This window comes from Variovorax sp. 05T418, assembly GCF_056396385.1.
On record NZ_JBFTLJ010000003.1, the window covers coordinates 33,598 to 57,760 of the forward strand.

Below are 24,163 nucleotides of genomic sequence, written 5' to 3' on the forward strand. Positions count from 1 at the left end.
GACGAACGCCCATCGACCGCGTTCTACGCCGCCGGCCGCCGCCCCCAAGGGAATGTGCTGATTACACTTTCCCGCCGGCTTGCGTTGTGCAGGCCTGTACACACATCCAAGGGTTTCAATGAAAGTCTCAACTCTCCTGGCCGCGGCCGCACTCGTGGCTTCGGCCTTGCCCGCCGCGGCGCAGGTTTCGGTCCAGATCAACGTGCCCGGCCTGATCCAGGTGGCGCCTCCCGCGCCGCGCTACGAACCCATGCCGGGGCCGAGGGCCGGCCAGGTGTGGGTGCCCGGGCACTGGCAGTGGAACGAGCGCGCCTACGTCTGGCGCTCGGGCTACTGGCAGGCGGCGCGGCCCGACTATGCGTATGCGCCGGGCCGCTGGGTGCAGGCCGATGGCGGATGGCGGTGGATGGAAGGCGACTGGCGCCGCGCGGAGCCGCACCATCGCCACGCCGAAGAGCATCCTGGCGGTGGCGGATACCACTGCCCGCCGGGACAGGCCAAGAAGGGGCGCTGCTGATCTTCAGCCGCGGGAATGAAAGAAGCGGGCAGGTCGCCGCTTCCTTCTTGCCGGTCAGCACGGGGGCTTTCCGGTATGTTCGATATGGTGCCGCTTGTCGGAATCGAACTGACGACCTTCCGCTTACAAGGCGGGTGCTCTACCAACTGAGCTAAAGCGGCACGGATTGACTTGCGGGATTTTAACGGTGCGGTGTGCGTCGGCTGCCTGCTGTCGCTACTTCACGCGCTTGAGCGACGGGCGGCTGCCGCCGCCTGCCGGCGGGCGCGGCGGCTCATCGGTGGGGTCGGTGGGCGAGCCGGCGTCGTCGCCGGCATCGACCATTTCGTCCGCGTCTTCACCCGTCACCAGGTGGACGATCTTGCCGGCATCGCCTTCGGTGCCGCGCGACGCATCGCGCAGCGGCATGCGTGCAGGCCCCTGGGGCGAAGAAGGCGCGCCGGCCGCCTGGGACGGCCCGCCGCCCTCGGCGCCGCTGCCGGCAGGTACCGGTGCGGGAAACGCCATGCCCTGCCCGTTCTCGCGCGCATAGATCGCGATCACGCGGCCCACGGGCACGACGATCTCGCGCGCACTGCCCGCGAAGCGGGCCTTGAACTCGATGAAATCGTTGCCGAGCTTGAGCGAACTGGTCGCGTCGAAGCTGATGTTCAGCACGATCTCGCCGTTCTTCACGTACTCGCGCGGCACCTGGACGGTGTCGTCGACCTGCACCGCGACATAGGGCGTGAACCCGTTGTCGGTGCACCATTCGTACAGCGCCCGGATGAGGTACGGGCGGGTGGAGGACGACTCGAGCGCGTTGATCATGAAGGGCGGCGAAAAACGATGGAAGCAGGCACGCAGCTTACTTACTTTCGCATGACCTTTTCGGACGGGGTCAGTGCTTCGATGTAGGCCGGGCGCGAGAAGATGCGCTCGGCGTACTTCAGGAGCGGCGCCGCGTTCTTGCTGAGGTCGATGCCGTAGTAGTCCAGGCGCCAGAGCAGCGGCGCAATCGCCACGTCGAGCATCGAGAAATTGTCGCCCAGCATGTACTTGTTCTTGAGGAACACGGGGGCCAGCTGCGTGAGGCGGTCGCGGATGTGCGAGCGTGCCTTTTCGAGCGCCTTCTCGTTGCCCTTGGCGGTGCGGTTCTCGAGAGCGGCCACGTGCACGAACAGCTCCTTCTCGAAGTTGAGCAGGAACAGGCGCACGCGCGCGCGGTCGACCGGGTCGCCGGGCATCAGCTGCGGATGCGGGAAGCGCTCGTCGATGTACTCGTTGATGATGTTCGACTCATACAGGATGAGGTCGCGCTCGACCAGGATGGGCACCTGGCCGTACGGGTTCATCACGCTGATGTCTTCAGGCTTGTTGTAGAGATCGACGTCGCGGATCTCGAAGTCCATGCCCTTTTCGAACAACACGAAGCGGCAGCGGTGGGAAAAGGGGCAGGTCGTTCCTGAATACAAGACCATCATGGCGAGAGACTCCTAAAAATCAAAAAGAGTGGGTCGCGTTGGCAACCCACTCTGTGGAACCGCACGCACCAGGCGCGCGGTCGGCGTGGACGGAACTACTTGACGTCTTTCCAGTACGAGGCGTTCAGTCGCCACACGAAGACCAACGACATGACGAGGAACAGCAGCACCCACACACCGATGCGGATGCGCGTGTTCTGTGCCGGCTCGGCCATCCATTGCAGGTAGCTCACCAGGTCGCCGACCGCAGTGTCGAACTGCAGCGGCGTCATGGTGCCGGGGGTCACCTGCTCCCAGCCCTTGAACACTTCGGTCTCGTGGCCATGCTGCGAGATCTTGGTGTAGACGGGACGGCGTTCGCCCTGCAGCTCCCACAGCGGGTTGGGCATGGCAACGCTCGGGAACAGCAGGTTGTTCCAGCCGGTGGCCTTGGTGTCGTCGCGGTAGTAGGTGCGCAGGTAGGTGTACAGGTAGTCCGCACCCGTGCCGCCATGGCCGGCGCGCGAGCGGGCCACCAGGGTCAGGTCGGGCGGCGTCGTGCCGAACCATTCCTTGGCCTGGCGCGCGTCGATGTTGGCCTTCATGGTCTCGCCGACCTTGTCGGTGGCGAACAGGAGGTTGTCCTTGATCTGCTGCTCGGTAATGCCGATGTCCTGCAGCCGGTTGTAGCGCATGAACGCCGCGGAGTGGCAGTTCAGGCAGTAGTTGACGAACAGCTTGGCGCCGTTCTGCAGCGAGGCGACGTCGGTGGTCTTGTTGGGCGCCTTGTCCCAGGCCATGCCGCCGGACTCGGCCGATGCGGCTGCGGAAAAGGTCAGGCCCAAGGCCAGGCCAACAACCGCGAGCCAGCCAGAAATGCTTTTCTTCATCGTGTTTCTCTCGAGCTCTCTTGGGCTTCTCAATGGGCGGCGAAGGTCACGCGCTCAGGCACGGGCTTGAACTCGCCCTTGCTGCTCCACCAGGGCATGAGCAGGAAGAAACCGAAGTAGAAAAGCGTGCCGATCTGGGAAATGGTCTGCGCGATGTCCAGCGCGAACGAACCGATGACCAGGCTGCCCCAGACGCCGGGCGCCTGGATGCCCAGGTAGCCCAGGATCAGGAAGAAGAACACGAAGACGCCGTAGACATACTTGTGCCAGCCCGGACGGTAGCGGATCGACTTGACTTCGCTCTTGTCGAGCCATGGCAGGAAGAACAGGATGATGACGGAGCCGCCCATCACGAGCACGCCCCAGAACTTGGCGTCGAAGGCCTTGAGCAGGAAGATGACCACGGCCGCCACGACGACCAGCGCGATCTTCAGGGCCATGCTCGACTTGCCCTTGATGAAGTTCAGGACGGCGGCCGCGGCGATGATCAGCGCGAACACGTTGACCATGTCGTCGGTGGTTGCACGCAGCATCGAATAGAACGGCGTGAAGTACCAGACCGGCGCAATGTGGTTCGGCGTCTTGAGCGAATCGGCCGGAATGAAGTTGTTGTACTCGAGGAAGTACCCGCCCGCTTCCGGCGCGAAGAAGATCACGGCCGAGAAGATCGTGAGGAACACCACCACGCCGAAGATGTCGTGCACCGTGTAGTACGGATGCGACGGAATGCCGTCCAGCGGATGGCCATCGGGGCCGCGCTTGGCCTTGATCTCGATGCCGTCGGGGTTGTTGGAGCCCACTTCGTGCAGCGCGATCAGGTGGGCCACCACCAGGCCGAGCAGCACCAGCGGCACGGCGATCACATGGAAGCTGAAGAAGCGGTTCAGCGTGGCGTCGCTCACCACGTAGTCGCCGCGGATCAGCAGCGCGAGGTCAGGGCCGATGAACGGGATGGCCGCGAACAGGTTCACGATCACCTGGGCGCCCCAGTAGCTCATCTGGCCCCATGGCAGCAGGTAGCCCATGAAGGCCTCGGCCATCAGGCACAGGAAGATCGCGCAGCCGAAGACCCAGATCAGCTCGCGCGGCTTGCGGTAGCTGCCGTACATGAGGCCGCGGAACATGTGCAGGTACACCACGATGAAGAACGCCGAGGCGCCCGTCGAGTGGATGTAGCGGATGAGCCAGCCCCAGGGCACGTCGCGCATGATGTACTCGACCGATGCGAACGCCTGGTTCGCGTCGGGCTTGTAGTGCATCACGAGGAAGATGCCGGTCACGATCTGGATCACGAGGACCAGCATCGCGAGCGAGCCGAAGATGTACCAGAAGTTGAAGTTCTTCGGTGCGTAGTACTTGCCCCACTGGTCGTTCCAGAGCTTGCTCAGCGGGAAGCGGTTGTCGACCCAGTTGAGCAGCTTCTCGCCGGCGGGCGCGTTGGGGGAAATTTCGTGGAATTCAGCCATGTTGTTCTTCTGCCTCAGGCCTTCTTGGAGTCTTCACCGATCAGGAGCTTGGTGTCCGACAGGTACATGTGCGGCGGCACAGGCAGGTTGTCGGGCGCGGGCTTGTTCTTGAAGACGCGGCCGGCCAGGTCGAACGTGGAACCGTGGCAAGGGCAGAGGAAGCCGCCTTCCCAGTCGCTCGGCAGCGAAGGCTGCGGGCCGGCCTGGAAGCGGTCGGTCGGCGAGCAGCCCAGGTGGGTGCAGATGCCCACCACCACCAGCACGTCGGGCTTGATCGAGCGGTGCTCGTTCTGCGCGTACTTGGGGGTGAATTCGTCGGGGTGCCGCTTGGAGAGCGGATCGGCCAGCTGGCCGTCGAGCTTGGGGAGCTCGGCCACTTGCTCGGGCGAGCGCTTGAGGATCCAGACGGGCTTGCCGCGCCACTCGACGGTGATCTTCTCGCCGACCTTGAGGCCGCCGATGTCGACTTCGACGGCAGCGCCCGCGGCCTTGGCCTTCTCGGAGGGCTGGAACGTACTCACAAAGGGAATCGCGGTGGCCACGCCTCCCGCTACGCCGGCACAGCTGGATGCGATTAACCACGTCCGCTTGCTTGTGTCGATCCGGGGGGAGCCGGAGGTCATGTCACTCATGGGGATCCTCTAAGTCTTCTTCGCTGGAGCAGGGTCAACCGGCGATTGTAGCGGGCTGTTGCGCGCATATTCAATGGGGCCGGCCTGGCGCTGCGCGAACGCGCATTCCCGGCCATGCGAAAGAGGCAATTAATAACAATGAATTAATCCTGATTTACAAGACATTTCGACACAAGGATTTGCACGCGTAAAAGATGTCTCAAGGGCTAAATTAGTTGCGGCACACTTCGCCAACTGCTAATCTTGTCCCAACTGTTAACTGCTAATTGAGAGGATATTTGCCATGCGAATCGCCCCCCTGATTTCCGCCACTTTCATTGCTGCGCTGGGCATTTCCTCGGCCTTGGCACAAACACAAACGCCCCCGCCGGTCCAGACGCCTGGTCCCCAGCCGGCCAGCGCGACCGGCGCAACCAATTCCGCATTCGGACGCATCACCGCGCAGCAAGCCGGTGGCGTCGCGGCCGCCGTTGGCCTGGCGGCTGCCGTTGGCAGCGGCAATGGCGGCAACAGCGGCGGCGGCAGCGGCACGGGCGGCACCGGCGGCACGGGCACGGGTACAGGCACGACCGGCACGAATTAAACGTGCGGGCCCTCTTCGCGGGAGGGCATTCGCCGAAGGCTCCGCGCGTTGGTCTGGCCACGCGACTTATTGAATGCTGCCTTTTGTCGGCATTTCTTTTGGGCGTTGGCGGCTGTTCTTCCGGATCCTCGGCCATGCTGGCCACGGCGCGGCATATCTATAGCGGCAGCGCCGCGACGCCCCAGCCCACTTTCAACCCGAATTACCGCTATTTGCGGGTCGCCGTCGGCAAGCAGACGGTCTTCATGGTGCTCGGCTACATCGACCAGCGCCCCGAAGGCGCCGTCGAGGTCTGGTACAGCGGCAACGGCGAGGTCGTGAGGCTGCTCGACGGGCGCCTCGTGGGAACCACCGGCCTTCGCACCGATTGGCGCGAGGTGCGCTTTTCCAGCCTGCCCGCGTGGACTGGCGATGCGAACGGCGCGGCGCCAAAGACCTACCAGCGCGAGCGCGACATGATGCCGGGCTACCGGTTCGGCATTCGCGACGAGGTCGTGCGCACGCCCATTGCTGCACCGCAGCAGACCGCGCTGGCCGGCACGGCTGGCGCGTCGCTGCGCTGGTACGAGGAGCGCAGCGTTTCGCATCCGGCGAGCGCCTCGCTGCCTCCGGCGCGCTTTGGCGTTTCGCAAGCGGGCGGCACGCCTCGGGTCGTCTATTCCGAGCAATGTATTTCCAATGACCTGTGTATGAGCTTCGAGCAGTGGACGCCTTCCCCCCCAGCACCCGTCGCAGCGGCGAGCGCTGGTACATGAGCAGTTCGCTCCTGCGTGGCTTCGGCAGACATCCCTGGCCTCTTCGCGCGGCGGTGGCCTGCGCATTGGCGGCGAGTTGCGCCGCCGGCGCGCAGCCCCTGGGCAACAGCCCCGTCGACAACAAAACACCCGCCGACGACGCCGATATCCGTCCCGGCGAGCGGCTGAGCGCCTGGCTGCTGCGCCAGCCGGCCGAAACGGCCTCCCCGGGACTGTCATGGCGCATCCCGCAAGAGCGCTTGGCGCAGCAGTTCCTGAAGAACACCCTGCTGCTGCGGCTCGATGCCGCCAGCCGGCGCGTGCCGCCGGAAGAGCAGGGCCGGCGCAAGCAGTTGATGGCTTGGCTGCAGGGCCTGCCGGTGACCGGCCGCGTCGCGCTCGGCATCGTCGATCCGCGCTGGCTGCAGGCGCACCCGGAAGAAGATCCGGTGCTGACGGCCGGCCAGCAGCTGGTGGCGCCGCCGCCAGCGCTGAAGACCATCTCGGTCCTGCAGCCCGATGGGCAGCTTTGCCAGGTGGCCCATGAACCCGGCCGCACGGCGTGGGACTATGTCGCCGCCTGCAGCCCCGAGGGCAAGCACGACTGGGCCTGGGTCGCCCAGCCCGACGGGCGCACCGCCCGCGTGGGCGTAGCGCCCTGGAATGCGCATCCCTCGAACGAGCCGGCGCCGGGCGCATGGGTCTGGGCCGCGCCGCGCGGCATGGACGACCTGGAGGCGATCTCCGAGGGCATCATCAAGTTTCTGGCCACGCAAGGGCCGTCGCCGCAAGGCGGCGCGGTCCTGCAGCCTTCGGCGGGTGCGGCCGTACCGGCCGCCGCCATCGCCGCACCCGCTGCACCGCCCGCCCTGCCTGCCTTGCCCGACGTGCCGCCGGCACCTGCCGCGCCGGCGCCATCGACGGCCATTTCCGTGCGTCCCGAAGCAGCACCGCAATACCGCGCGCTCCAGACGAGCGGCAACGACTGGGGCGAGACCGGCCTGCTGCAGACGCCCACCGCGCGCATGGGCCAGGCGGGCGACATGCGGACCTCGCTCACGCACGTCTCGCCCTACACGCGGCTGAACGTCATGTTCCAGCCGCTGGATTGGCTGGAAGCGGGCTTTCGCTACACCTCCATCAGCAACCGGATCTACGGCGTCGGCCTCAGCAACCAGGGCTACAAGGACAAGAGCATCGACCTGAAGGCGCGGCTGTGGAAGGAGTCGGCCTACCTGCCCGAGGTGGCGCTGGGCTTTCGCGACATCGGCGGCACCGGCCTCTTCTCCTCCGAGTACCTGGTGGCCAGCAAGCGCCACGGCGACCTGGATTTCAGCCTCGGCATCGGCTGGGGCTACCTGGGGAGCAGCGGAAACATCAGCAACCCCTTCGGCTTGCTGAGCAGCCGCTTCAAGACCCGCGTGAGCGAGACGACCTGGGGCGGCGCCAACTTCGGCCGGCTCTTTCGCGGACCTGCCGCGCTCTTTGGCGGCGTGCAATGGCGCACGCCCTGGGACCCGCTGACGCTCAAGCTCGAATACGACGGCAACGACTACAAGAACGAGCCGCTCAACAACCCCCAGCGGCAGCGCTCCCCGTTCAACATCGGCCTGGAGTACCGCTACTCCCCCGGCGTGATTTTCTCGGCCGGCTTCGAACGCGGCAACAAGGTGATGCTGGGCCTCACGCTGCAGACCAACCTGGCCACCCTGCAGATGCCCAAGGCGGCAGACCCGCCGGCGCCGAGCTTCTCGCCGGACCCGCCGGCCGCCTCGCCGGGCTGGGCCGCCACCGCGGCCGACATCGAAAGCCGCACGGACTGGACCATCCAGCGCATCGCACCGCAAGGCCAGATGCTGCATGTGTGGATCACCGAAAGCGCCACCGTCTACCGGGATGTGCGGGTCGAGAAGATCATTGCCGTGCTGCATCGCGATGCGCCGGCCTCGATCAAGAACTTCGTGCTCCATTACTCGGAGCGGGGCCTGCCGATGCACGCGCAAGTGGTCAACCGCAATGAATGGGTGACCGCGCACTACCAGGCGCAGACGCCCGGCGAGGTTCGCGCGGCCAGCCAGCGCGACTATGCGCCCCCGCCCGTGGGCTCGGGCGATCCGGCCACCTTCGTTCCGCCGGGCAGCAGCGCCCACACTGCGGCCGCATCCGCAGATGCCTCTTCCGCCACGGCCGACAACAAGGCCCTTGGCCCGTGGGAGCGCCGCAGCGACAAGTTCAGCATCGGCCTCACGCCCAGCCTCGGCCAGATCCTCGGCGGGCCCAACGCATTCGTGCTCTACCAGATCGGCGTGCAGGCGGTGGCGGAATACCGCTTCACGCCCAGCACCTGGGTCAACGGCGCGCTGAACCTGCGCATGGTCGACAACTTCGACAAGTTCACCTACACGGCGGGCAGCAACCTGCCCCGCGTGCGAACCCTGCAGCGCGAGTACGTCACCGCCAGGCGCCTGACCATGCCGGTGCTCCAGCTGACGCACGTCGGCAGGCTCTCCGACAACCAGTACTACAGCGTGTACGGCGGTGCCCTGGAAACCATGTATGCGGGCGTCGGCGGTGAATGGCTCTACCGGCCATGGCGCAGCCGGATCGCCTTCGGGGTCGACTTCAACCACGTGCGCCAGCGCGACTTCGAACAGGACTTCGGCCTGCGCGACTACAAGGTGAACACCGGCCACGCCACGCTCTACTGGGACACCGGCTGGCACGGCGTGCTGGCCAAGATCAGCGCGGGCCAGTACCTGGCGGGCGACCGCGGCGTCACCATCGACATCAGCCGCCGCTTCGACAACGGCGTGGTGCTCGGGGCCTACGCCACCAAGACCAACGTATCGGCCAGGCAGTTCGGCGAAGGCAGCTTCGACAAGGGCATCTATCTTTCCATTCCCTTCGACGCGCTGCTGCCGCGCTCGAACAAGTTCACCGCCAACTTCGCCTGGGCGCCGCTGGTGCGCGACGGCGGTGCGCGGCTCGGCCGGATCCATCCGCTCTACGAGATGACCTCGGCCCGCGACCCGAGCGCCTACAAGTTCGCGCCGCCGGACAGCGGCACGCCGGGCACGGGCGACAACATCCTGAACTTCGAACGGCCGCGCTGACGCGGCGCGGCCGCCAATCCCCTGCCGCGCTCACCCGTGCGGCAGGGCTTTCGAAGAACAGGAATCAGCCGGCCTGGTCCGAGCCGGCTGCGCGCATGATGAAGAACAGCCAGGCCATCATCATGGCCGCCATGCAGGCAAAGCCCAGCGTCATGGCGTTGATGGTCTGGATGTAGGAAATGGGCGGCGTGGCCGCGAGCATGGCCGCAGCGAACACCAGCGCACCGAAGATCGAGCACCACAGAAGCGCACCGGGCCGGCCGGCGGCCCTGAACCCCGTACGCAGGCACATCGTCAGGCCGAAGATGGCGGGCGCGTAGAAGAACGGCGAAAAATCCATGCCGCCGTAGTTCTTGCCGAAGGCCAGCACCACCAGGTACGGGCCCAGCAGCCCCAGCAGGATTCCGCCGATCTCGGCCACCAGGAAACCGAAGACGACGAACTTGACGAACAGGCCAAAGGCGTCCTTGCGCCGATCGGATGCCCAGTTGGCCGCCAGCCTGGGCAGGATGTAGTAGCCCAACGCAAGCAGCACATACTGCATCGGCAGCAGGAAGGTGATGTAGATCTTCAGCAGCCCGCCCTGCACCGAATCCGCCGAGGAGCCCAGCAGCAGGATGGCGCCTCCCGTCATGATCCAGCTCATCAACTGCGAAAGGCTGGCCTTCCAGCCGTAGCTGGCGGCTTCCCCGAGCGTCAGGGCCTGGGCGTTGGCGGCGGCCGGCAGCGGTGCCATCACCTGGCGCAGGCTCGTCGCCACCAGGATGGCAAAGGGCAGCTGGATGACGGCGATCCACAGCAGCGCCTGCGTCCATGACGCCGGCTTCAGGCCGATCAGCACCGCCACGTATCCGACGCAGACCAGCACGCCGGATGCACAGAGCACCAGGTAGCGGCGTCCCACGAGCAGGATGCTTCGGGAAATCCAGAATATTTCATAGCCCGCGATCAGGGCCACGCCGGCCCAGCGGAGCGGCCCCGGAAAGCTCGTGAACTGCCAGGCCAGGAAGCCCGCAATGGAGACCCCCAGCACGAGCGCCCAGCTCCACCAGGCGGCGGACCGGCCCGCGTAGTAGCGCTTGATCAGCAGCGGCTCGTGCACCACCGCCGTATGCACGATGTACTGGAAGCTGACGATCGCCAGGAAGGCCGAGGCAATGCCGAAGTCGGAGGGCGACAGCGCCCGCGCCAGCGCAAAGCTCAGCAGCAGCTGGCTCGCGCTGTAGATGCACTGGTCTGCAACTGCGTAGATCGGACCTGCGAGGCGCTTTCGAATTCCGGACAGGGACGCCATCCTGGGCCTGTTCACCCTATTCCGAAATGGAAAACAGGACCGGATAGTCGGTGGCCTTGGCAGCAAAGCCACCGTCGACGGGGCTGCCGCAGCTGCCGTGGCGCACCTGCGGGAAGAAGTCGACCCGCGTGCACTTTTTTCCCTTGTCGGCGGGAACCAGCACGTTCTGCTCGGCGCTTTGCGTCCACACCACGTGCAGCAGGGAATTGCCGCGGCTCAGCACCAGCTTGTTCAGGCCGGCATTGCTCTGGTATGAAAGCTTCTTCGAATTGCGGGCGATCTTGAGGAATTCGGTGAGGCTCGAAAAGGCTTCCTTCTTTTCGCCGCCCTTCGACTTGAGGCCGAAGTTGTCTTCCCTCGAGATGACGGAGGTTCCCCGGTCCTGCCAGGCATAGAGATTCAGCAGCCTGATGCCCGCGGCCACGTTGGTCAGGTATTCGCGCAGGATCAGCGAAGCCTGGGTGTTGCGGTCCCGCACCGGCAGGTAGGAGGCATAGCCCCACTCGGAAGCGACGATCCCGACCTTTCCGAGCTGTTGCTGGTCCAGCTTTGCGCGCAGCTTTCCATAGTCCGCGATGGCGGTTTCCGGAATGGAGCGGTAGGGATGGATCGATATGTCCGTCAGGCAGTCGGCCTTGGCCGCCGACACGAAGGCATTCTCGAGCTGCGAGGGAACCTGGCCCGGGCTGAAGGGAAGCTTCGCAAAGCCGAATCCCATGACGATCTTCGGCGGCGTCTTCATTTGCGCGATGCTGCGGCAGAACTCGGCGGTCGCGGTTTCAAAGCTCGAGAAAAGCGACGGGTTCAGGAAGGTCTTGTGGTCGGGCTCGTTCCACAGCTCCCAGACGGCGACATCGGCCGCGTGCGCGCTCATGAACTCGAGCGCGAACTTGGCAAACAGCTTTTCGCGCTGGCCTTCTCCCGCTTCCGCCGGGCTCTGCCCCCAGATCTCGCGGCCTCCGAACAAGGTCACGATCGCCTGGAGCCTGGCGTTCTTCACGCGCTTGATCAGGCCCGAGTAGTCGACCGATGCCGGGTTGACGCTCTTCAGCGGCGGCCGCGCGCCGAATCTCACGAATTCGAAGCCCGATGCCCTGATCTCGTTCAGATCCTCGTTCGTGATGGTGGCCGGGTCGATCTGCACGCTCAGCGCGACCGGATATTCCGTGCCCAGTTCGGCGATGCCGCGGGCCTGTGCGGTGCAGGCCACGGCCGCCAGCGCCGCCGAGGCGCACAGCAGCCTGAAGGCACCCCGCAAACGCCCCGCCACCGAAGAAAAAAATGAAGGCTTCTTCACTGTACCGACTCCTTGTACAAGTCCAGGATGGCGGCGTTCATTCGGTCGGCGGTGTATTTCTCTTCGAAAATCTGCCGGCCGGCACGCCCCATCCGCTGCAATTCCTCATCGGAGATCCGATCGATCTCGCGCAGCACGTCGTCCAGCGCGTCGAGCGAAAACAGCCTTCCGTTCCTGCCGTCTTCGACGATGTCGACCAGGCCGCCCACGGCGGATGCAAAAACCGGCTTGCTGCGCGCCATGGCCTCGACCGCGACAAGGCCGAAGCCTTCCCACCGGGAGGGAACGATGACCGCGTCGCACGACCGGTAGGCTTCTTCGAGCTCGTCCTTCTCGAGCCATCCGGCGAACTCGATCTCGCTCGAGCGCGCAAGGGAAAGATCGTTCCTGACGGCGCCGCCCACGATCACGAGCTTGAAGCCGGGCTGGACGCGGGCATAGGCGTCGAGCAAGGCGTCGATGCCCTTCTGCCGGTCGAGCCGCCCCACGAAAAGGACTCTTCGGGGCCGTGCCGGGGCCCTGGGAGCCACCGTGTTTTCCGCAATGGGCGCGGTGGGCTGGATCCCGTTCGGAATGCACTTGCACCGCTTGATGCCGAATTTCTCGGCCACCCGGAACTCGTGGCCGCTGATGCAGATGATCGCGTCGCTCCAATGGGACAGCAGCCATTCGATCCACCGATAGATCGACTTCTTGTACGAGGGCCCGACCTGGTCGAAGGCCCAGCCGTGCGAGCAATAGACGATCTTGGTCTCGGCCGGCACCTGGCCGAGCAGCGCCATGGCGCGAACGATTCCGCCCGGAATCGAGCTGTGCAGGTGCAGCACCGTGGGGCGCTCCGAGCGGATGATTTTCTTGATCTCGGCGGCGTAGCTTGCAAGGGCAAGAGGACTGCGGGCCGTGGGGACCACATGCGTGTCCCGGGAGTCCAGCCACTCCACCGGGCCGGGCAAGATGAACTTGGCCTGGCTGATCACGGGAGAGTTCTGCTGAAAGCCCGAAACCAGCCGAAGATAGGTTTCGAGCCCGCCCTTGAGCGTTTCGGCAACGTGCAATATCTTCATAGGTGCCAATCAGATCAATGCATGGATACCGGCCACCACCTGGCTTCTCAATGCGTCGAGCGCTTTGCGGTCCGGGTGCCGGTCATCGAGCAGGCCCAGCACCGAGGTACCCAGCTTTTCGACGCGGGGCGACAAGTCGAAGAGGTAGCGCTTTCTGCCGGTCAGTTCGAAAAACGACTCCACCTTCTTGTCCCAATTCATTCCTATGGACGGAATGTTCAAACCGTAGGCCACGATATTCGCGTGCAGCCGGTGGGCCACGATGCACGAGCAGGCGCTGATCAAGGCAACGAGTTCATCCGGGTGCCGGGGAACGAGAAAAATCGATTTCGGCGCATCGGAGGCCGAGGAAATTTCTTCCAGGACCTTGTTGTCTTCGGAGGCGCCGTTCGTGAAATAAAGCACCCGCTTTCCCTCGGCCCGCAATGATTCGGCCAGCGTGGCAAAGAATTTGGCCGATTGCGTTGAATTAGAGCCTTCGTATTCGGAATTCATCACCAGCGCATCGAGGCTGCTGACGCAAATTCCGATGTCCCAATTCTTTTCCGGCGAAAGCTCGTCCGAGAAGGCATCGGCGCAGATGAGCGCCGGATCGGGCACCACCTGTATGTCGCTCCTCGGGATTCGGAAGTAATTGTGCAGGTTGCTGGCCGATTCCTGGTCGCGCGTGGCGTAGAAGGCGGGCCTCGCGTTTTTCAGGAATCGCCCGACGAGAAAGCGCCCGAGAAAAGACCATTTCGCCGTCACGCCCACCGACAGGATCACCACCTTCTTTCCACGCAGCAGCCGGCTCAGGAGAAACAGCTTCGCCGGAAAATTGAGCGCCACGTCGCAAAACAGCTGGCCGCCGCCAATGACGATCAGGTCCGCATCGTCGACAGCGGCCTTCCAGTTCTTCCGCCAGCCGAGAAAATAGCCCTTGAGGCAATACAGGAACACGATCACCGACCTGATGAACGAAGGCAGCTTCGCAAAGAGCCGGAATGCGCCGCCGCCGCGCAGGTTTTCTTCCTCGAAGCCGAGCCGGCCGGCAATGTCCAGGAATTCGACCCGGGCCTGCGGATATTTCAGGCCCGCAATATGGGCCAGGGATGCCGCGATGACGCCGTCGCCCAGGTTGTCGCTGAAAGGCACGGCGCAGATAAGGATCTTTTTCATCTGTGAATCAAGCATCGGTTGCCTTCGAAGCCAAGCCGCTCATCGCGACCCGTGGCCCACGGCGACCACCCAGATGGTCCTGATGAAGATGCCGATGTCCCGGCCGACCGACAGCGTCTCGACATAGGCGACATCCAGCGCCACGCGCTTCTTGTAGCTCAGCTGGTTGCGCCCGCTGACCTGCCACAGGCCCGTGATGCCGGGCCGGACGGCGCAATAGAACGACCAGTCCGCCCCGTACAGCATCTTCTGGTCGAGCATGCAGGGCCGGGGGCCGACCAGGCTCATGTCGCCGACCAGCACGTTCCAGAACTGCGGCAGCTCGTCCAGGCTGGTCTTGCGGATGAACTTGCCGAAACGCGTGATGCGCGGGTCGTTTTCGAGCTTCTGGTAGTCGTCCCACTGCTGGCGCGCCACCGGATCGTTGCGCAAGTGCTCCTCCAGGATCTCGGCGGAGTTCCGCAGCATCGAGCGGAACTTGTAGAACTTGAACACGCGCCCTCCCCGCCCGAAGCGCGGCTGGGAATACAGGACAGGCGCCCCGGAAGTGATGAACACGCCCAGGGCGATCAGGACGTAGAGCCAGCCGAAGGCGCAGAAAAAGAACAGGGCGGCCGCAATGTCCACCGCTCTTTTTCCGGCGCGCAGCAGCGCGGGATGCTCCACCCTCGTCCATGCGACGTCGTTCGCAATGGCGCCGATCGCTTCATCGCCTGCGGGCGCCATCGACTCTTCATGGCGGAAATTCGTCATAGGAATGCCCCCTTCTCACATTCGAAGCGGAGGCAAATTTGCAGCTTGAGAACTCTCATTGCAGGAGAACCTTTCGTCTTACAAGCAGGTGCTTGTCCCTTTCGGGTTCAGTGATACGTGGCGGCTTGGTTTTCAGGCCAATACGGCCCTGCACGGAAGCCGTGAAGGTTGCAGCGCAGAAAAATCAATGCGCAGGCCGAGCGATCCAAATACGTAATACAAAAGAGCGACGCACTTGTCTCTAGTCCTTTGTTATTAGCGTTTGATTGATGGCACCGATTGAGTGCGCAATGTGATAATTATCACAATCTCGCTAAATTTTCTCAGAAACTATCCACCAGACTAGGTGGTATCCCTGTTGTTTTTGTATTTATAGTGTGTGTAACGGTAACCACCGTATTTGTAGCTGCTGCTGCCCGCATGGCGCCGGGATAAGTCCATAGCATTCAAAATTACGCCATTGGCCGAGCAGCCCGCGTGCGCCAGCCTTCTGACGCTTTCGTTCAATTCGCCCAGGTGCGTCTTTTCGGCCCGGGCAACGAGCAGAAGAGAGCCTGCGAGCGGCGCCACCGATGCGGTGTCCGCCGCCACCAGCACCGGCGCGGTATCGATAATCACAAGGTCGTAATCCGGCGAAAGCTTTTCCAGGATCTGGGAAAAAGAATCGCTCATGAGCAATTCGGCCGGATTGGGCGGCAGCATGCCGGTCGTCATGACGTCCAGGTTCGGCAGGATCGACGAGCGAATGGCTTTTTCGAAGCCGAGCGTGCCGGCAATCAATTCCGAAAGGCCGGACGAGCGCGAAAGGGAGAAGAACTGGTTGACCCGGCCCTTGCGCAGGTCGGCGTCGATCAGCAGGACCTTCTTTCCTGACGCAGCGGTGATGGCCGCGAAATTGACCGAGACGAAGGTCTTCCCGACTCCCGGCGTCGCGCCGGAGATGAGCAGGCGGTTGTTGGGCGCCTCCAGCATGGCGAACTGCAATGCGGTCCGCAGGCTGCGCAGGCTTTCGACCGCGGGATCCTCCGATTGCTGGAGCGCGAGAATGTGCATTCCCGGCGCCCTGCTCTCGATGTTCTTGTCGATCGTGCGCTGGGCCGGGCTCAACGGGATGCTGCTGTACACGTTGAGGCCCGTGTGCATCTCGATCTCGCTCGGATTGCGGATGCCGCCGAACAGCGAGTTCTTGGCAATGGCGAGCACGACGCCGGCCCCCAGGCCCAGCAGCAGCGCCAGGACGATGATCAGCGGCCGCTTGGGCCAGACGGGCTCCTCGGGAATGATGGCGTCGTCCAGCAGGCGCACGTTGCCGACCTTGCCTTCCTTGGCCAGCCGCATCTGCAGTGAGCTGTTCAGGAGCGACACGTAGAGGTCGGTGTTGACCTTGATGTCGCGCTGCATCTGAACGGTGTTCTGCTGCAGCAGCGGCATCTTGCGGATGCGCGAATCGACCGCCGAGATCTGGCTCCGCCATGCCGAAATCTGCGCGTCCAGCGTCTGGAGATTCGGGTGCTTGTCGGTGAAGCGCGCCGAAAGCTCCCGCCGCTTCTGTTCGGCTTCGAGCAGCTTGGACTGCAGGTCGACCGTCTGGGCCAGCGCATTCTTGGCCTCGTCGTCGAGGCTGACGGTGCCGTTCTCGTTTCGATAGCGGTTGTAGAGGTCTTCGGACTGCTCGAGCTGCTTCTTGAACTGCGGCAGCGCGGTGTCCAGGAAGCCCAGGGTCTTCTCGGCCTCGGCAGCCTTGCGCTCGATGTTCTGGCGCACATAGAGCCGCCCGATTTCATTGAGCAGCTGCGTCAGCTTTTCCGGATCCGGGCTTTTCAGGCTGACGTCGAGAACGCCGGACTGCTTGCCTTTCTCGACGACCTTGAGGTTGTCCTGCAGCGACAGCAGCGCCAGTTGCCTGGAGTTGCGGGCCAGCTGGAACTGCGCGCCGGGCTTGGCACTGATGGAGCTGACCAGCAGCCGGAGGCTGCCGCCCGGAACGTTGGCCACGAGCGGGATTCCGACGGTGCCCTTGAGCGGCGTGTCGACGTTGGGAACGAGCAGTTCGTAGCGGTTGTCCGGCCCGAGGGTCAGCATGAAAGGCTTCGCTTCGAGCTCCGCGGGGACGTCGAATTGCGGAACCATGATCGCCTCGGCCCCCGTCACGTAGCCGGAAAGCCCCATGAAGCCCGGGTTCGACAGCTCGGTGGCGCGCCGCGCGAGCCAGCTGCCCACGATGGGTGCATAGCGCGGCTGCGCGCTGATGTACAGCTTGGTGTTCTCCACCGCCTGGCCGAGGATGGCGCGCGACTTGATGATCTCGATCTCGCCCGCGGCCGGCGTCTTCACGCTCAGCAGCGACGACGCCGCATCGCCCAGGAAGCTGCCTGCCGAATTGCCTGAGTCCTCGACCTGCACGGCCACATTGGTTTCGTACATCGGCTGCCCGAAAAGGGCGTAGGCCATGCCAAGCAGCAGGGCCACGGCAACCACGATGGCAATGAACCACCGGTGGTCGATCAGGATGTCCAGGTACTCGACGAGTTTGAACCCGTCGTTCTCCTCTTCCAGCGCGGGCATCGGCAGGGCGGCTTGCTGGGGTGCGTTCATGTCGGTTGCTGCTCAGGTTTTGTAATTTTCAAAATGCGGTCGATCCACGTCCTGGCTCCCACGTCGATGAGCGCCAGGGCATGCTCGAAGGCCGCCTCGTCCTGTTGGTAGGGATCGGGCACGTCCTGCTTGGCGGCCTCGGCAATGCGAAAGACCTTGCCGCGCACAAAGGGGTAGGCCGACTCGAGATGGCGGCGCTGCGCCATGTCCATGACAAGGATCAGGTCCGCCTGCCGGCACAGCATCTGGTTCACCTGCTGCGCCAGGTGGCCGGAAATGTCGATGCCGCGCTCCTGCATGAGCTTTTGCGCCATCGCGTCGGCCGGCTTGCCCACGAGAGCGCCGGTGCCGGCCGACACCACGCGCAGGTGCGGCAGGCCCGCGGCCAGGATGCCTTCGGCCATCGGGCTGCGGCAGATGTTGCCGATGCAGACTGTCAGGACGGATTTCATCTGTGGCGGCTCCAGACCTCGTCGCCGGAATTGATCACTTGCGCAGCCGGCAGGATCAGGCTGGCCAGGCGGTTCCAGGTGACCAGCGGCACCGAATCGATGTAGACGACGTCGCGCGGCTGCAGCGGGAAGCGCTCGGCCAGGCCCAGCGCCGCCGGGTTCCTGGCGTTCAGGTGGAAGATGGCCGGCAAGCCCCGCGCGTTGTTGCGGATGACGTAGATCTGGCCCGTGTTGGCCGAAGTCAGGTTGGGGCCGCCGGCCTCGCCCAGCGCCTCGTTGAGGCTGAGCCGCCCGTTGTGCATGAGCAGCGCCGACGGACGGGCAATTTCGCCCATCACGAACACCTTGCTCTCGTCGCGGTGCCGCACCTGGACCACGTCGCCGTTGCGCAGCGGAATCCTGCTGGCGTCGGCGCCCAGGTCCTGCAGGTTGGGCAGGTTGATGAGCGTGGTCTTGTCGCCGCGCGTGAGCGTCACGAACGAGCGGTCGCCATTGGCGGTGATGCCGCCGGCCCGGCTCAGGGCTTCGGCCAGCGTCATCGGCACGTCGGTGAAGATCTGCAGCCCCGGGTTGCGCACTTCGCCCTCGACGAAGGCGCGCCGGCTTCGGAAGGACTGGATGCGCACCGTGACCTGCGGAGCCTTGATGTAGGTGGCGATGCGGTCGGCGATGAGGTCGGAGGCCTCGATCTCGGTCAGCCCCTGGAGCTTGACACGGCCGATGTAGGGGAAGGTGATCTGCCCGTCCGCGCCGACGATGAAGCCGGGCGCCACGCTGATGCCCGTCGGGTCGGCCTGCTGCGTAATCACCGCACCGGCATTCGGCAGCAGTTCCGGGTGGTCATAGACGATCACGCCCACGACGTCGCCCGGGCCGATGGTGTAGACCGGCGATTCGCCGAAGAGCGCTTTCACCTCCGCAGGAACCGCGGCCGGCTGGGACTCGGCCATCGTGCGGATCAAGGCCGGCGAGATGGACGTGATGACGCCATCCGGCGCACCATCGGCCGGCAGGTACTGGAACTCCGGCGGCAGGCTCTGGTCCGCCTCGTAGGCGCCCATGGAATTGAAGCCCGGTGCGCAGCCCTGCAGCAATAACGCGCCCATTAGGGCAAAACCCCACCCCTTCGGGTTCACGAAGCGTGTCAAATTGATCCCCATTGCACAAATTGGTTTTCAGCAGCCGCGATTCATATGCAAGGCCCGAGCCCAGTTGATATTGGGCGGGACTTTTTTTGCCGCGGTTTGTCAAAGCAAAGCCCGCGCATCGTGGACAGGCGGGCTGGAGCGAATTGTCGCTGCCCGCACATTGACCCATTTCCGTTCAATAGATGCAAAAAATGTGTCTATATGCGGATTAACCCAGGACTTGATGGGGTTATCCCTGAGATCAATGCCTGAAGTGCCTCTTTCATTGGGAAAAAGGGCTTCGATGGCACGCTTGCAACTGTGTCCTGCAGTTTGCAAATGTGAACTATCAATTAACCGGCTGCGCGGAGCAATTGTGGCGCTCCGGCCACAAATCTTCCGCCTCAATCGCTTGGTGAAAAGCTTTGCTCTTTTGTAAGGAACTGTGTGCTGTTGGCAGGCTGACGCACGGCCCTGCGGTTCTGCAGGAGATCGGCACGGGTGAACGGGCGCTCGATGCCCGCCATCCACGCGGCAAGCGTTTCCAGCGCGTCCTGTGTGGGTGCAGGCCGCCCCACTATGAAAAAGAGGAGCGGCAGCGCCATCGCCAAGGTGAGCCAGCGGGGTGTCCTGACCAACATGGACTGGTGCCAATGCAACAGCAAAAAGCTTGCGCTTACAACTGTTCCAAGCATCGCACCCGTGACGACCTCTGCGGTGGAGTGAACTTCGAGGGCCAGGCGCGACACGCCGATGAAGACGCCCCATACCCATCCCGATACCGCAGCCGCCATGCGCACCTTTGGTGCGCGGCGCCGCGCCGCCAGCCAGAAAACGACCGGCCAGACGCTGGTTGCCAGCGCGGTATGTCCGCTGAAGCCGATGAAATCGAAATGGGCGCTGCCAATGCCCCAGCCCATGAACAGAAGCTTGGACAGCATCACGATGAAACCGCAACCGCCGAATAGCAGCGTCCACCGCACCGCCGCCGGGCGCGTGCCGCGGTCGATTGCGAGCCAAATAGCAATTCCCAATGCGGTGGGCAACAGGAAGCCGCTGTCACCGAAGCCGGTGGCAATTAACCAGAAATTATTCATTAACGTGAAATAAGTGCGCTTTTCTATTGCTTCGCCATCGCCGGCCGGAGCCGTTCCGAAGGCATACTTGCGGCACCTTCAACACCAGCGCTCCTGGAGCATATTGAAATCATGAGCATCCTCAGTGAGTTCAAGGAATTTGCCGTCAAGGGCAACGTGATCGATCTCGCAGTCGGCGTGATCATTGGCGCAGCATTCGGAAAGATCGTCGATTCGATCGTTGCCGACATCATCATGCCGGTCGTCGGGCTGGTGTTCGGCAAGCTGGATTTCTCTAACCTGTACGTGGTGCTGGGCACCGTGCCGGCGGGGGTCGCCAACAACCTGGCCGACCTCAAGAAGGCCGGCGTGCCGGTGCTGGCCTATGGCAACTTCATCACCATCGCGGTCAACTTCGTGATCCTTGCCTTCATCATCTTCATGATGGTCAAGCAGATCAACAAGCTGCGCAAGACGCATGCCGAGGCGCCCGCGGCACCGGTGGCACCGCCGGAGGACATCGCCCTCCTGCGCGAAATCCGCGACAGCCTGAAGCGCCCCTGAGCCGCCCTCGCGCGCCTTCCTGATCAGGCGCCCGCCAAGGTTCTGGCCATGCGCAGCGCCTCGACGAGGCTCGACGCATCGGCCCGGCCGGTGCCTGCAATGTCGAATGCGGTGCCGTGGTCGGGGCTGGTGCGCACCAGCGGCAGGCCCAGCGTCACGTTCACGCCCTTCTCCACGCCAAGGTACTTGACCGGGATCAGGCCCTGGTCGTGGTACATCGCAATCACCACGTCGAACTCGCCGCTCCCCGGCACCCCGGGCCTGGCACGCGCGCGCATGAAGACGGTGTCGGGCGCATAAGGCCCGTGGGCGTCGATGCCTTCGGCAAGGGCGGCCGCAATGGCCGGCGCAATGATGTCGTGCTCTTCGGAGCCGAACAGTCCGCCCTCGCCCGCATGCGGATTGAGGCCGGCCACGCCGATGCGCGGCGCCCGCCCGAGCATGCGCTGCAAGGCGCGGTGGGTGATGCGCAGCGTCTCCAGCACGCTGCCGAAGCTCACGGCCGTGATGGCGTCGCGCAGCGACATGTGAATGCTCACCAGCACGGTGCGCAGCTCGTCGTTGGCCAGCATCATGCGCACCGGCATGCCGTCCACCGCGAGGCCCGCATGCGCAGCGGCCTCGGCCTGCAGCAGCTCTGTATGGCCGGGATAGGGAAAACCGGCCGCGGCCAGTGCTTCCTTGTGCAGCGGCGCCGTGACGATGGCGGCGATCTCGCCACGCAAGGCGGCGCGCGCAGCCCAGACCACGCAGTGGCCGGCCACGCGGCCGGCTTCGGCGCTGATGCGGCCCGGCACGATGTCTTCCGCCGGCGCGGCCACCACCTGCAGCACCGGGATGCAGCCCGGCGGCACCGCGGCCGCTTCGGCAATGCGCTCGATCCGCGCCACCGGCCAGGCGGGTTGCCCCGGCGAGGCCAGCGCCTGCGATGCCCGGCGCATCGCGGCCACGTCGCCGGCCACGAACGCGCCGCGCGCGGCGTCGGGTGCCTGGCGGAAGGCCTTGGCGATGATTTCCGGGCCGATGCCCGCGGGATCGCCCAGCGTGATGGCAAGGGGAGCGTGGCCGTTCATCGGAATACCTTCGCCCTGGCGGGCTGCGGTGCGAGCTTGCTTGGGGCGGCCCGGCGCTGCGTTCATGCCGGATTGTCGATGTCGATGAACTCGTGCTTCAGCCCGAGCTGGGCCGCCACGTGCCCGGCCACCGCCTGCGCGCCGTAGCGCTCGGTGGCATGGTGGCCGCAGGCCAGGAAGGCGACGCCCATCTCGCGGGCGTAGTGGGCCTGGGGTTCGGAGATCTCGCCGGTGATGAAGGCGTCGGCCCCGGCCGCAATGGCCGCCTCGAAGTAGCCCTGGGCGCCGCCCGTGCACCACGCGACGTTCTTGATCGGGCGGTGCGCCGTATCCACCAGGGTGACGGGCCGCTTCAGCACCTTTTCCGCGTGCGCGGCCAGTTCCTTGGCGCTGGCAAAGGCTTCCCCGTTGTCGCGCGCGCCCAGGAAGCCCAGCTCCTGCTCGCCGAAGCGCCCGGTCGAGCCCGCATGGGCGAGCAGGCCGAGCTGCAGGCCGAGCTGTGCGTTGTTGCCCAGCTCCGGATGCGCATCGAGCGGCAGGTGATAGGCAAAAAGGTTGACGTCGTCGCCCAGCAGCAGCCCCAGGCGCTGCTTCATCCAGCCGGTGACGCAGCCGTCCTGGCCGCGCCAGAACAGGCCGTGGTGCACGAAGATCGCGTCGGCCTCGGCATGGATGGCGGCCTCGATCAGCGCGCGGCTCGCCGTGACGCCGGAGACGATCTTCCGCACCACGGTGCGGCCCTCGACCTGCAGGCCATTGGGTCCGTAGTCCTTGAAGCGCGACGGCGCAAGGAGCAGGTCGAAGGCATGCAGCAATTCATGGCGAGTGGTGCTCATCGCGCCATTGTCGCGCTCCCGATGCCGTCGCGCATCGCATGGCCGCGCGCCGCCAATGGCCACAGGGCCAGCACGAAGCCCAGCCCGGCCAGCACGGCGACGTAGTGCGCCGGTGCCATGGTGTCGTACTGCAGCCAGAGCGTGAGGATCACCGGCGTGAGGCCGCCGAACACCGCATACGACATGTTGTAGGCAAACGAAAGCCCCGTGAAGCGCACCGGCGCCGGAAACGCGCGCACGCCGGCGATCGGCACGGTGGCGATGGTGCCCACGAACAATCCCACCAGGCCGTAGTGCCAGAACAGCGTGGCCGGCGTGCCGGGCAGTCCCGTGTAGAAAAGATAGGCCGTTGCGAACAACCCGCCCCATCCGATGAGCATCACGGCACGCGTGCCGATGCGGTCGCTGGCCCAGCCTGCCAGCACGCAGCCGATGGTCAGCGTCAGCGTGGCCAGGGCGTTGGCTTCCAGCGCCAGCGCTGCCGGAATGTGGTGCACCTTCTGCAGGTAGGTGGGCGTGTAAAGCACCACCACCACGATGGCGGCCGACAGCACCCAGGTCAAGAGCGCCACGTAGACGCTGGCCGCGCGGTGCTCGCGCAGCACGGTGCGCAGCGGCAGCTCGCGGGCCACCGTCCTGCGGCCTGCCAGTTCCTTGAAGACCGGCGTCTCGTGCAGGAAGCGGCGCAGGTACACCGAGACGAGGCCGAACACCCCGCCCAGCACGAAGGGAATGCGCCAGGCGAAGCCGCTCACCTCCGCCGGCGAATAGTGGCGGTTGATGGCCACGGCCACCAGCGAGCCCAGCAGGATGCCGCCCGTGATGCCCGAAGTCAGCGCGCCGATGCCGAAGCCGTAGCGCTGCGCCGGCACGTGCTCGCCGATGAAGACCCAGGCGCCCGGCATCTCGCCGCCGATGGCCGCGCCCTGCAGCACGCGCATCGCGAGCAGCAGCAAGGGTGCGGCGATGCCGATGCTCGCGTAGGTGGGCAAGAGGCCGATGACCAGCGTGGGCGCCGCCATCAGGAAGATCGACAGCGTGAACATGCGCTTGCGGCCGAGCAGGTCGCCGAAATGCGCAATGACGATGCCGCCCACCGGGCGGGCCAGGTAGCCGGCCGCGAAGATGCCGAAAGTCTGGAGCTGCCGCAGCCAGTCGGGCATGTCGGCGGGGAAGAAAAGCGCACCCAGCACGGTGGCGAAGAACACGTAGATGACGAAGTCGTAGAACTCCAGCGTGCCGCCGAGCGCGGACAGGGCCAGGGTCTTGTAGTCGCGCGCGTCGAGCGTGCGCGCCGGCACCGGCTGCGTGCCGTCCGGGGAGATTGCGTGAGAAGTCATGGCGGGCAGGGAGGTCGTTGCCGCGCGCCGGGGCCGCCGAGGGATGGGAAGCGGAAAATCGGCGCGCCGGCGAAACGCCTGGCCGCGTCCGCCGGATGGGCGGCGCGGAAGGCCGGAGCTCGGAGCCGTGTGGGCTCGCTGCGCGATGCTAAGGGTT

The 24,163-nt window shown here is 64.9% G+C and carries 22 protein-coding genes and 1 tRNA gene; 5 read left to right on the forward strand and 18 right to left on the reverse strand.

Features of this window, described 5'->3' with window-relative positions; all coding sequences use genetic code 11:
• Positions 1–118 precede the first annotated feature (118 nt).
• Positions 119–517 carry a YXWGXW repeat-containing protein gene (locus tag AC1DMS_RS06140; protein WP_012746354.1) on the forward strand — a complete coding sequence of 133 codons (399 nt, stop codon included), beginning with the start codon at positions 119–121 and terminating at the stop codon, positions 515–517.
• An 85-nt stretch (positions 518–602) separates the two neighbouring features.
• Here the strand turns inward: AC1DMS_RS06140 and AC1DMS_RS06145 are convergent.
• The 6 genes from AC1DMS_RS06145 to petA all read right to left on the reverse strand — a co-directional run bounded on the left by AC1DMS_RS06145 (position 603) and on the right by petA (position 4,947).
• Positions 603–678: transfer RNA gene (locus AC1DMS_RS06145), tRNA-Thr, on the reverse strand.
• 55 nt (positions 679–733) lie between these two features.
• Positions 734–1,327, reverse strand: a complete 594-nt coding sequence (locus AC1DMS_RS06150) for a ClpXP protease specificity-enhancing factor (RefSeq protein WP_012746353.1) — start codon at positions 1,325–1,327, stop codon at positions 734–736.
• Between the two features lie 41 nt (positions 1,328–1,368).
• Positions 1,369–1,980, reverse strand: coding sequence for a glutathione S-transferase N-terminal domain-containing protein (locus AC1DMS_RS06155; protein ID WP_012746352.1), 612 nt, complete (start codon positions 1,978–1,980; stop codon positions 1,369–1,371).
• A gap of 95 nt (positions 1,981–2,075) precedes the next feature.
• Entirely contained in the window at positions 2,076–2,849 is a 774-nt protein-coding gene (locus AC1DMS_RS06160; RefSeq protein ID WP_012746351.1) for a cytochrome c1, read from the reverse strand.
• Between the two features lie 29 nt (positions 2,850–2,878).
• Complete coding sequence (locus tag AC1DMS_RS06165; RefSeq protein ID WP_012746350.1) at positions 2,879–4,315, reverse strand: cytochrome b; 1,437 nt, start codon at positions 4,313–4,315, stop codon at positions 2,879–2,881.
• A gap of 14 nt (positions 4,316–4,329) precedes the next feature.
• A complete protein-coding gene (gene petA, locus AC1DMS_RS06170; protein WP_012746349.1) occupies positions 4,330–4,947 on the reverse strand; it encodes a ubiquinol-cytochrome c reductase iron-sulfur subunit in 618 nt (205 codons plus the stop codon).
• Positions 4,948–5,230: 283 nt separating this feature from the next.
• Between petA and AC1DMS_RS06175 the strand changes: the two genes are divergently transcribed.
• The 3 genes from AC1DMS_RS06175 (at position 5,231) to AC1DMS_RS06185 (ending at position 9,377) form a co-directional block, all read left to right on the forward strand.
• On the forward strand, positions 5,231–5,530 hold the full coding sequence (locus tag AC1DMS_RS06175; protein ID WP_018906501.1) for a hypothetical protein: 300 nt from the start codon (positions 5,231–5,233) through the stop codon (positions 5,528–5,530).
• Positions 5,531–5,664: 134 nt separating this feature from the next.
• Positions 5,665–6,285 carry a YjbF family lipoprotein gene (locus AC1DMS_RS06180; RefSeq protein WP_062363012.1) on the forward strand — a complete coding sequence of 207 codons (621 nt, stop codon included), beginning with the start codon at positions 5,665–5,667 and terminating at the stop codon, positions 6,283–6,285.
• The gene (locus AC1DMS_RS06185; protein WP_062363015.1) at positions 6,282–9,377 is read left to right on the forward strand and encodes a YjbH domain-containing protein; all 3,096 of its coding nucleotides are present in this window, start codon (positions 6,282–6,284) and stop codon (positions 9,375–9,377) included. The genes AC1DMS_RS06180 and AC1DMS_RS06185 overlap by 4 nt, the downstream gene beginning before the upstream one ends.
• A gap of 64 nt (positions 9,378–9,441) precedes the next feature.
• Here AC1DMS_RS06185 and AC1DMS_RS06190 read toward each other — a convergent pair whose 3' ends face one another.
• The 9 genes from AC1DMS_RS06190 to AC1DMS_RS06230 form a co-directional block, all read right to left on the reverse strand.
• A complete protein-coding gene (locus tag AC1DMS_RS06190; RefSeq protein WP_062363018.1) occupies positions 9,442–10,671 on the reverse strand; it encodes a lipopolysaccharide biosynthesis protein in 1,230 nt (409 codons plus the stop codon).
• Between the two features lie 16 nt (positions 10,672–10,687).
• On the reverse strand, positions 10,688–11,968 hold the full coding sequence (locus tag AC1DMS_RS06195; protein ID WP_062363020.1) for a glycoside hydrolase 5 family protein: 1,281 nt from the start codon (positions 11,966–11,968) through the stop codon (positions 10,688–10,690).
• Positions 11,965–13,032 carry a glycosyltransferase family 4 protein gene (locus AC1DMS_RS06200; protein WP_012746343.1) on the reverse strand — a complete coding sequence of 356 codons (1,068 nt, stop codon included), beginning with the start codon at positions 13,030–13,032 and terminating at the stop codon, positions 11,965–11,967. Before AC1DMS_RS06200 ends, AC1DMS_RS06195 begins: the two co-directional genes overlap by 4 nt.
• A gap of 9 nt (positions 13,033–13,041) precedes the next feature.
• On the reverse strand, positions 13,042–14,205 hold the full coding sequence (locus tag AC1DMS_RS06205; RefSeq protein ID WP_062363023.1) for a polysaccharide pyruvyl transferase family protein: 1,164 nt from the start codon (positions 14,203–14,205) through the stop codon (positions 13,042–13,044).
• Positions 14,206–14,229: 24 nt separating this feature from the next.
• Positions 14,230–14,943, reverse strand: coding sequence for a sugar transferase (locus tag AC1DMS_RS06210; RefSeq protein ID WP_062363026.1), 714 nt, complete (start codon positions 14,941–14,943; stop codon positions 14,230–14,232).
• Between the two features lie 342 nt (positions 14,944–15,285).
• Positions 15,286–17,538: a polysaccharide biosynthesis tyrosine autokinase gene (locus tag AC1DMS_RS06215; RefSeq protein WP_062363029.1), complete on the reverse strand. Its 2,253-nt coding sequence runs from the start codon at positions 17,536–17,538 to the stop codon at positions 15,286–15,288.
• The gene (locus AC1DMS_RS06220) at positions 17,535–17,990 is read right to left on the reverse strand and encodes a low molecular weight protein-tyrosine-phosphatase (protein ID WP_012746339.1); all 456 of its coding nucleotides are present in this window, start codon (positions 17,988–17,990) and stop codon (positions 17,535–17,537) included. Before AC1DMS_RS06220 ends, AC1DMS_RS06215 begins: the two co-directional genes overlap by 4 nt.
• Positions 17,987–19,150, reverse strand: a complete 1,164-nt coding sequence (locus AC1DMS_RS06225; protein WP_012746338.1) for a polysaccharide biosynthesis/export family protein — start codon at positions 19,148–19,150, stop codon at positions 17,987–17,989. The genes AC1DMS_RS06220 and AC1DMS_RS06225 overlap by 4 nt, the downstream gene beginning before the upstream one ends.
• Before the next feature lie 371 nt (positions 19,151–19,521).
• Entirely contained in the window at positions 19,522–20,214 is a 693-nt protein-coding gene (locus tag AC1DMS_RS06230) for a phosphatase PAP2 family protein (RefSeq protein ID WP_012746337.1), read from the reverse strand.
• Positions 20,215–20,325: 111 nt separating this feature from the next.
• Here AC1DMS_RS06230 and mscL point away from each other — a divergent pair, with 111 nt between their 5' ends.
• Complete coding sequence (gene mscL, locus AC1DMS_RS06235) at positions 20,326–20,757, forward strand: large conductance mechanosensitive channel protein MscL (protein ID WP_012746336.1); 432 nt, start codon at positions 20,326–20,328, stop codon at positions 20,755–20,757.
• Positions 20,758–20,780: 23 nt separating this feature from the next.
• On the opposite strand, the gene pdxA is transcribed toward mscL, so the two are convergent.
• The 3 genes from pdxA to AC1DMS_RS06250 form a co-directional block, all read right to left on the reverse strand.
• Positions 20,781–21,830, reverse strand: a complete 1,050-nt coding sequence (pdxA, locus tag AC1DMS_RS06240) for a 4-hydroxythreonine-4-phosphate dehydrogenase PdxA (protein ID WP_307593847.1) — start codon at positions 21,828–21,830, stop codon at positions 20,781–20,783.
• A gap of 62 nt (positions 21,831–21,892) precedes the next feature.
• Positions 21,893–22,666, reverse strand: a complete 774-nt coding sequence (locus AC1DMS_RS06245) for a Nif3-like dinuclear metal center hexameric protein (RefSeq protein WP_018906512.1) — start codon at positions 22,664–22,666, stop codon at positions 21,893–21,895.
• Complete coding sequence (locus tag AC1DMS_RS06250; RefSeq protein ID WP_478180823.1) at positions 22,663–24,006, reverse strand: MFS transporter; 1,344 nt, start codon at positions 24,004–24,006, stop codon at positions 22,663–22,665. The genes AC1DMS_RS06245 and AC1DMS_RS06250 overlap by 4 nt, the downstream gene beginning before the upstream one ends.
• Between the last annotated feature and the right edge of the window lie 157 nt (positions 24,007–24,163).

Bases quoted from the DNA above. Each gene is read 5' to 3' on its own strand.
- AC1DMS_RS06245 (WP_018906512.1), bottom strand. From the start codon at position 22,666: ATGAGCACCACTCGCCATGAATTGCTGCATGCCTTCGACCTGCTCCTT.
- AC1DMS_RS06150 (WP_012746353.1), bottom strand. From the start codon at position 1,327: ATGATCAACGCGCTCGAGTCGTCCTCCACCCGCCCGTACCTCATCCGG.
- AC1DMS_RS06185 (WP_062363015.1), top strand. From the start codon at position 6,282: ATGAGCAGTTCGCTCCTGCGTGGCTTCGGCAGACATCCCTGGCCTCTT.
- AC1DMS_RS06210 (WP_062363026.1), bottom strand. From the start codon at position 14,943: ATGACGAATTTCCGCCATGAAGAGTCGATGGCGCCCGCAGGCGATGAA.
- AC1DMS_RS06205 (WP_062363023.1), bottom strand. From the start codon at position 14,205: ATGCTTGATTCACAGATGAAAAAGATCCTTATCTGCGCCGTGCCTTTC.
- AC1DMS_RS06155 (WP_012746352.1), bottom strand. From the start codon at position 1,980: ATGATGGTCTTGTATTCAGGAACGACCTGCCCCTTTTCCCACCGCTGC.
- AC1DMS_RS06175 (WP_018906501.1), top strand. From the start codon at position 5,231: ATGCGAATCGCCCCCCTGATTTCCGCCACTTTCATTGCTGCGCTGGGC.
- mscL (WP_012746336.1), top strand. From the start codon at position 20,326: ATGAGCATCCTCAGTGAGTTCAAGGAATTTGCCGTCAAGGGCAACGTG.
- petA (WP_012746349.1), bottom strand. From the start codon at position 4,947: ATGAGTGACATGACCTCCGGCTCCCCCCGGATCGACACAAGCAAGCGG.
- AC1DMS_RS06220 (WP_012746339.1), bottom strand. From the start codon at position 17,990: ATGAAATCCGTCCTGACAGTCTGCATCGGCAACATCTGCCGCAGCCCG.
- AC1DMS_RS06200 (WP_012746343.1), bottom strand. From the start codon at position 13,032: ATGAAGATATTGCACGTTGCCGAAACGCTCAAGGGCGGGCTCGAAACC.
- AC1DMS_RS06250 (WP_478180823.1), bottom strand. From the start codon at position 24,006: ATGACTTCTCACGCAATCTCCCCGGACGGCACGCAGCCGGTGCCGGCG.
- AC1DMS_RS06230 (WP_012746337.1), bottom strand. From the start codon at position 20,214: ATGAATAATTTCTGGTTAATTGCCACCGGCTTCGGTGACAGCGGCTTC.
- AC1DMS_RS06165 (WP_012746350.1), bottom strand. From the start codon at position 4,315: ATGGCTGAATTCCACGAAATTTCCCCCAACGCGCCCGCCGGCGAGAAG.
- AC1DMS_RS06140 (WP_012746354.1), top strand. From the start codon at position 119: ATGAAAGTCTCAACTCTCCTGGCCGCGGCCGCACTCGTGGCTTCGGCC.
- AC1DMS_RS06180 (WP_062363012.1), top strand. From the start codon at position 5,665: ATGCTGGCCACGGCGCGGCATATCTATAGCGGCAGCGCCGCGACGCCC.
- AC1DMS_RS06225 (WP_012746338.1), bottom strand. From the start codon at position 19,150: ATGGGGATCAATTTGACACGCTTCGTGAACCCGAAGGGGTGGGGTTTT.
- AC1DMS_RS06215 (WP_062363029.1), bottom strand. From the start codon at position 17,538: ATGAACGCACCCCAGCAAGCCGCCCTGCCGATGCCCGCGCTGGAAGAG.
- AC1DMS_RS06190 (WP_062363018.1), bottom strand. From the start codon at position 10,671: ATGGCGTCCCTGTCCGGAATTCGAAAGCGCCTCGCAGGTCCGATCTAC.
- pdxA (WP_307593847.1), bottom strand. From the start codon at position 21,830: ATGAACGGCCACGCTCCCCTTGCCATCACGCTGGGCGATCCCGCGGGC.
- AC1DMS_RS06160 (WP_012746351.1), bottom strand. From the start codon at position 2,849: ATGAAGAAAAGCATTTCTGGCTGGCTCGCGGTTGTTGGCCTGGCCTTG.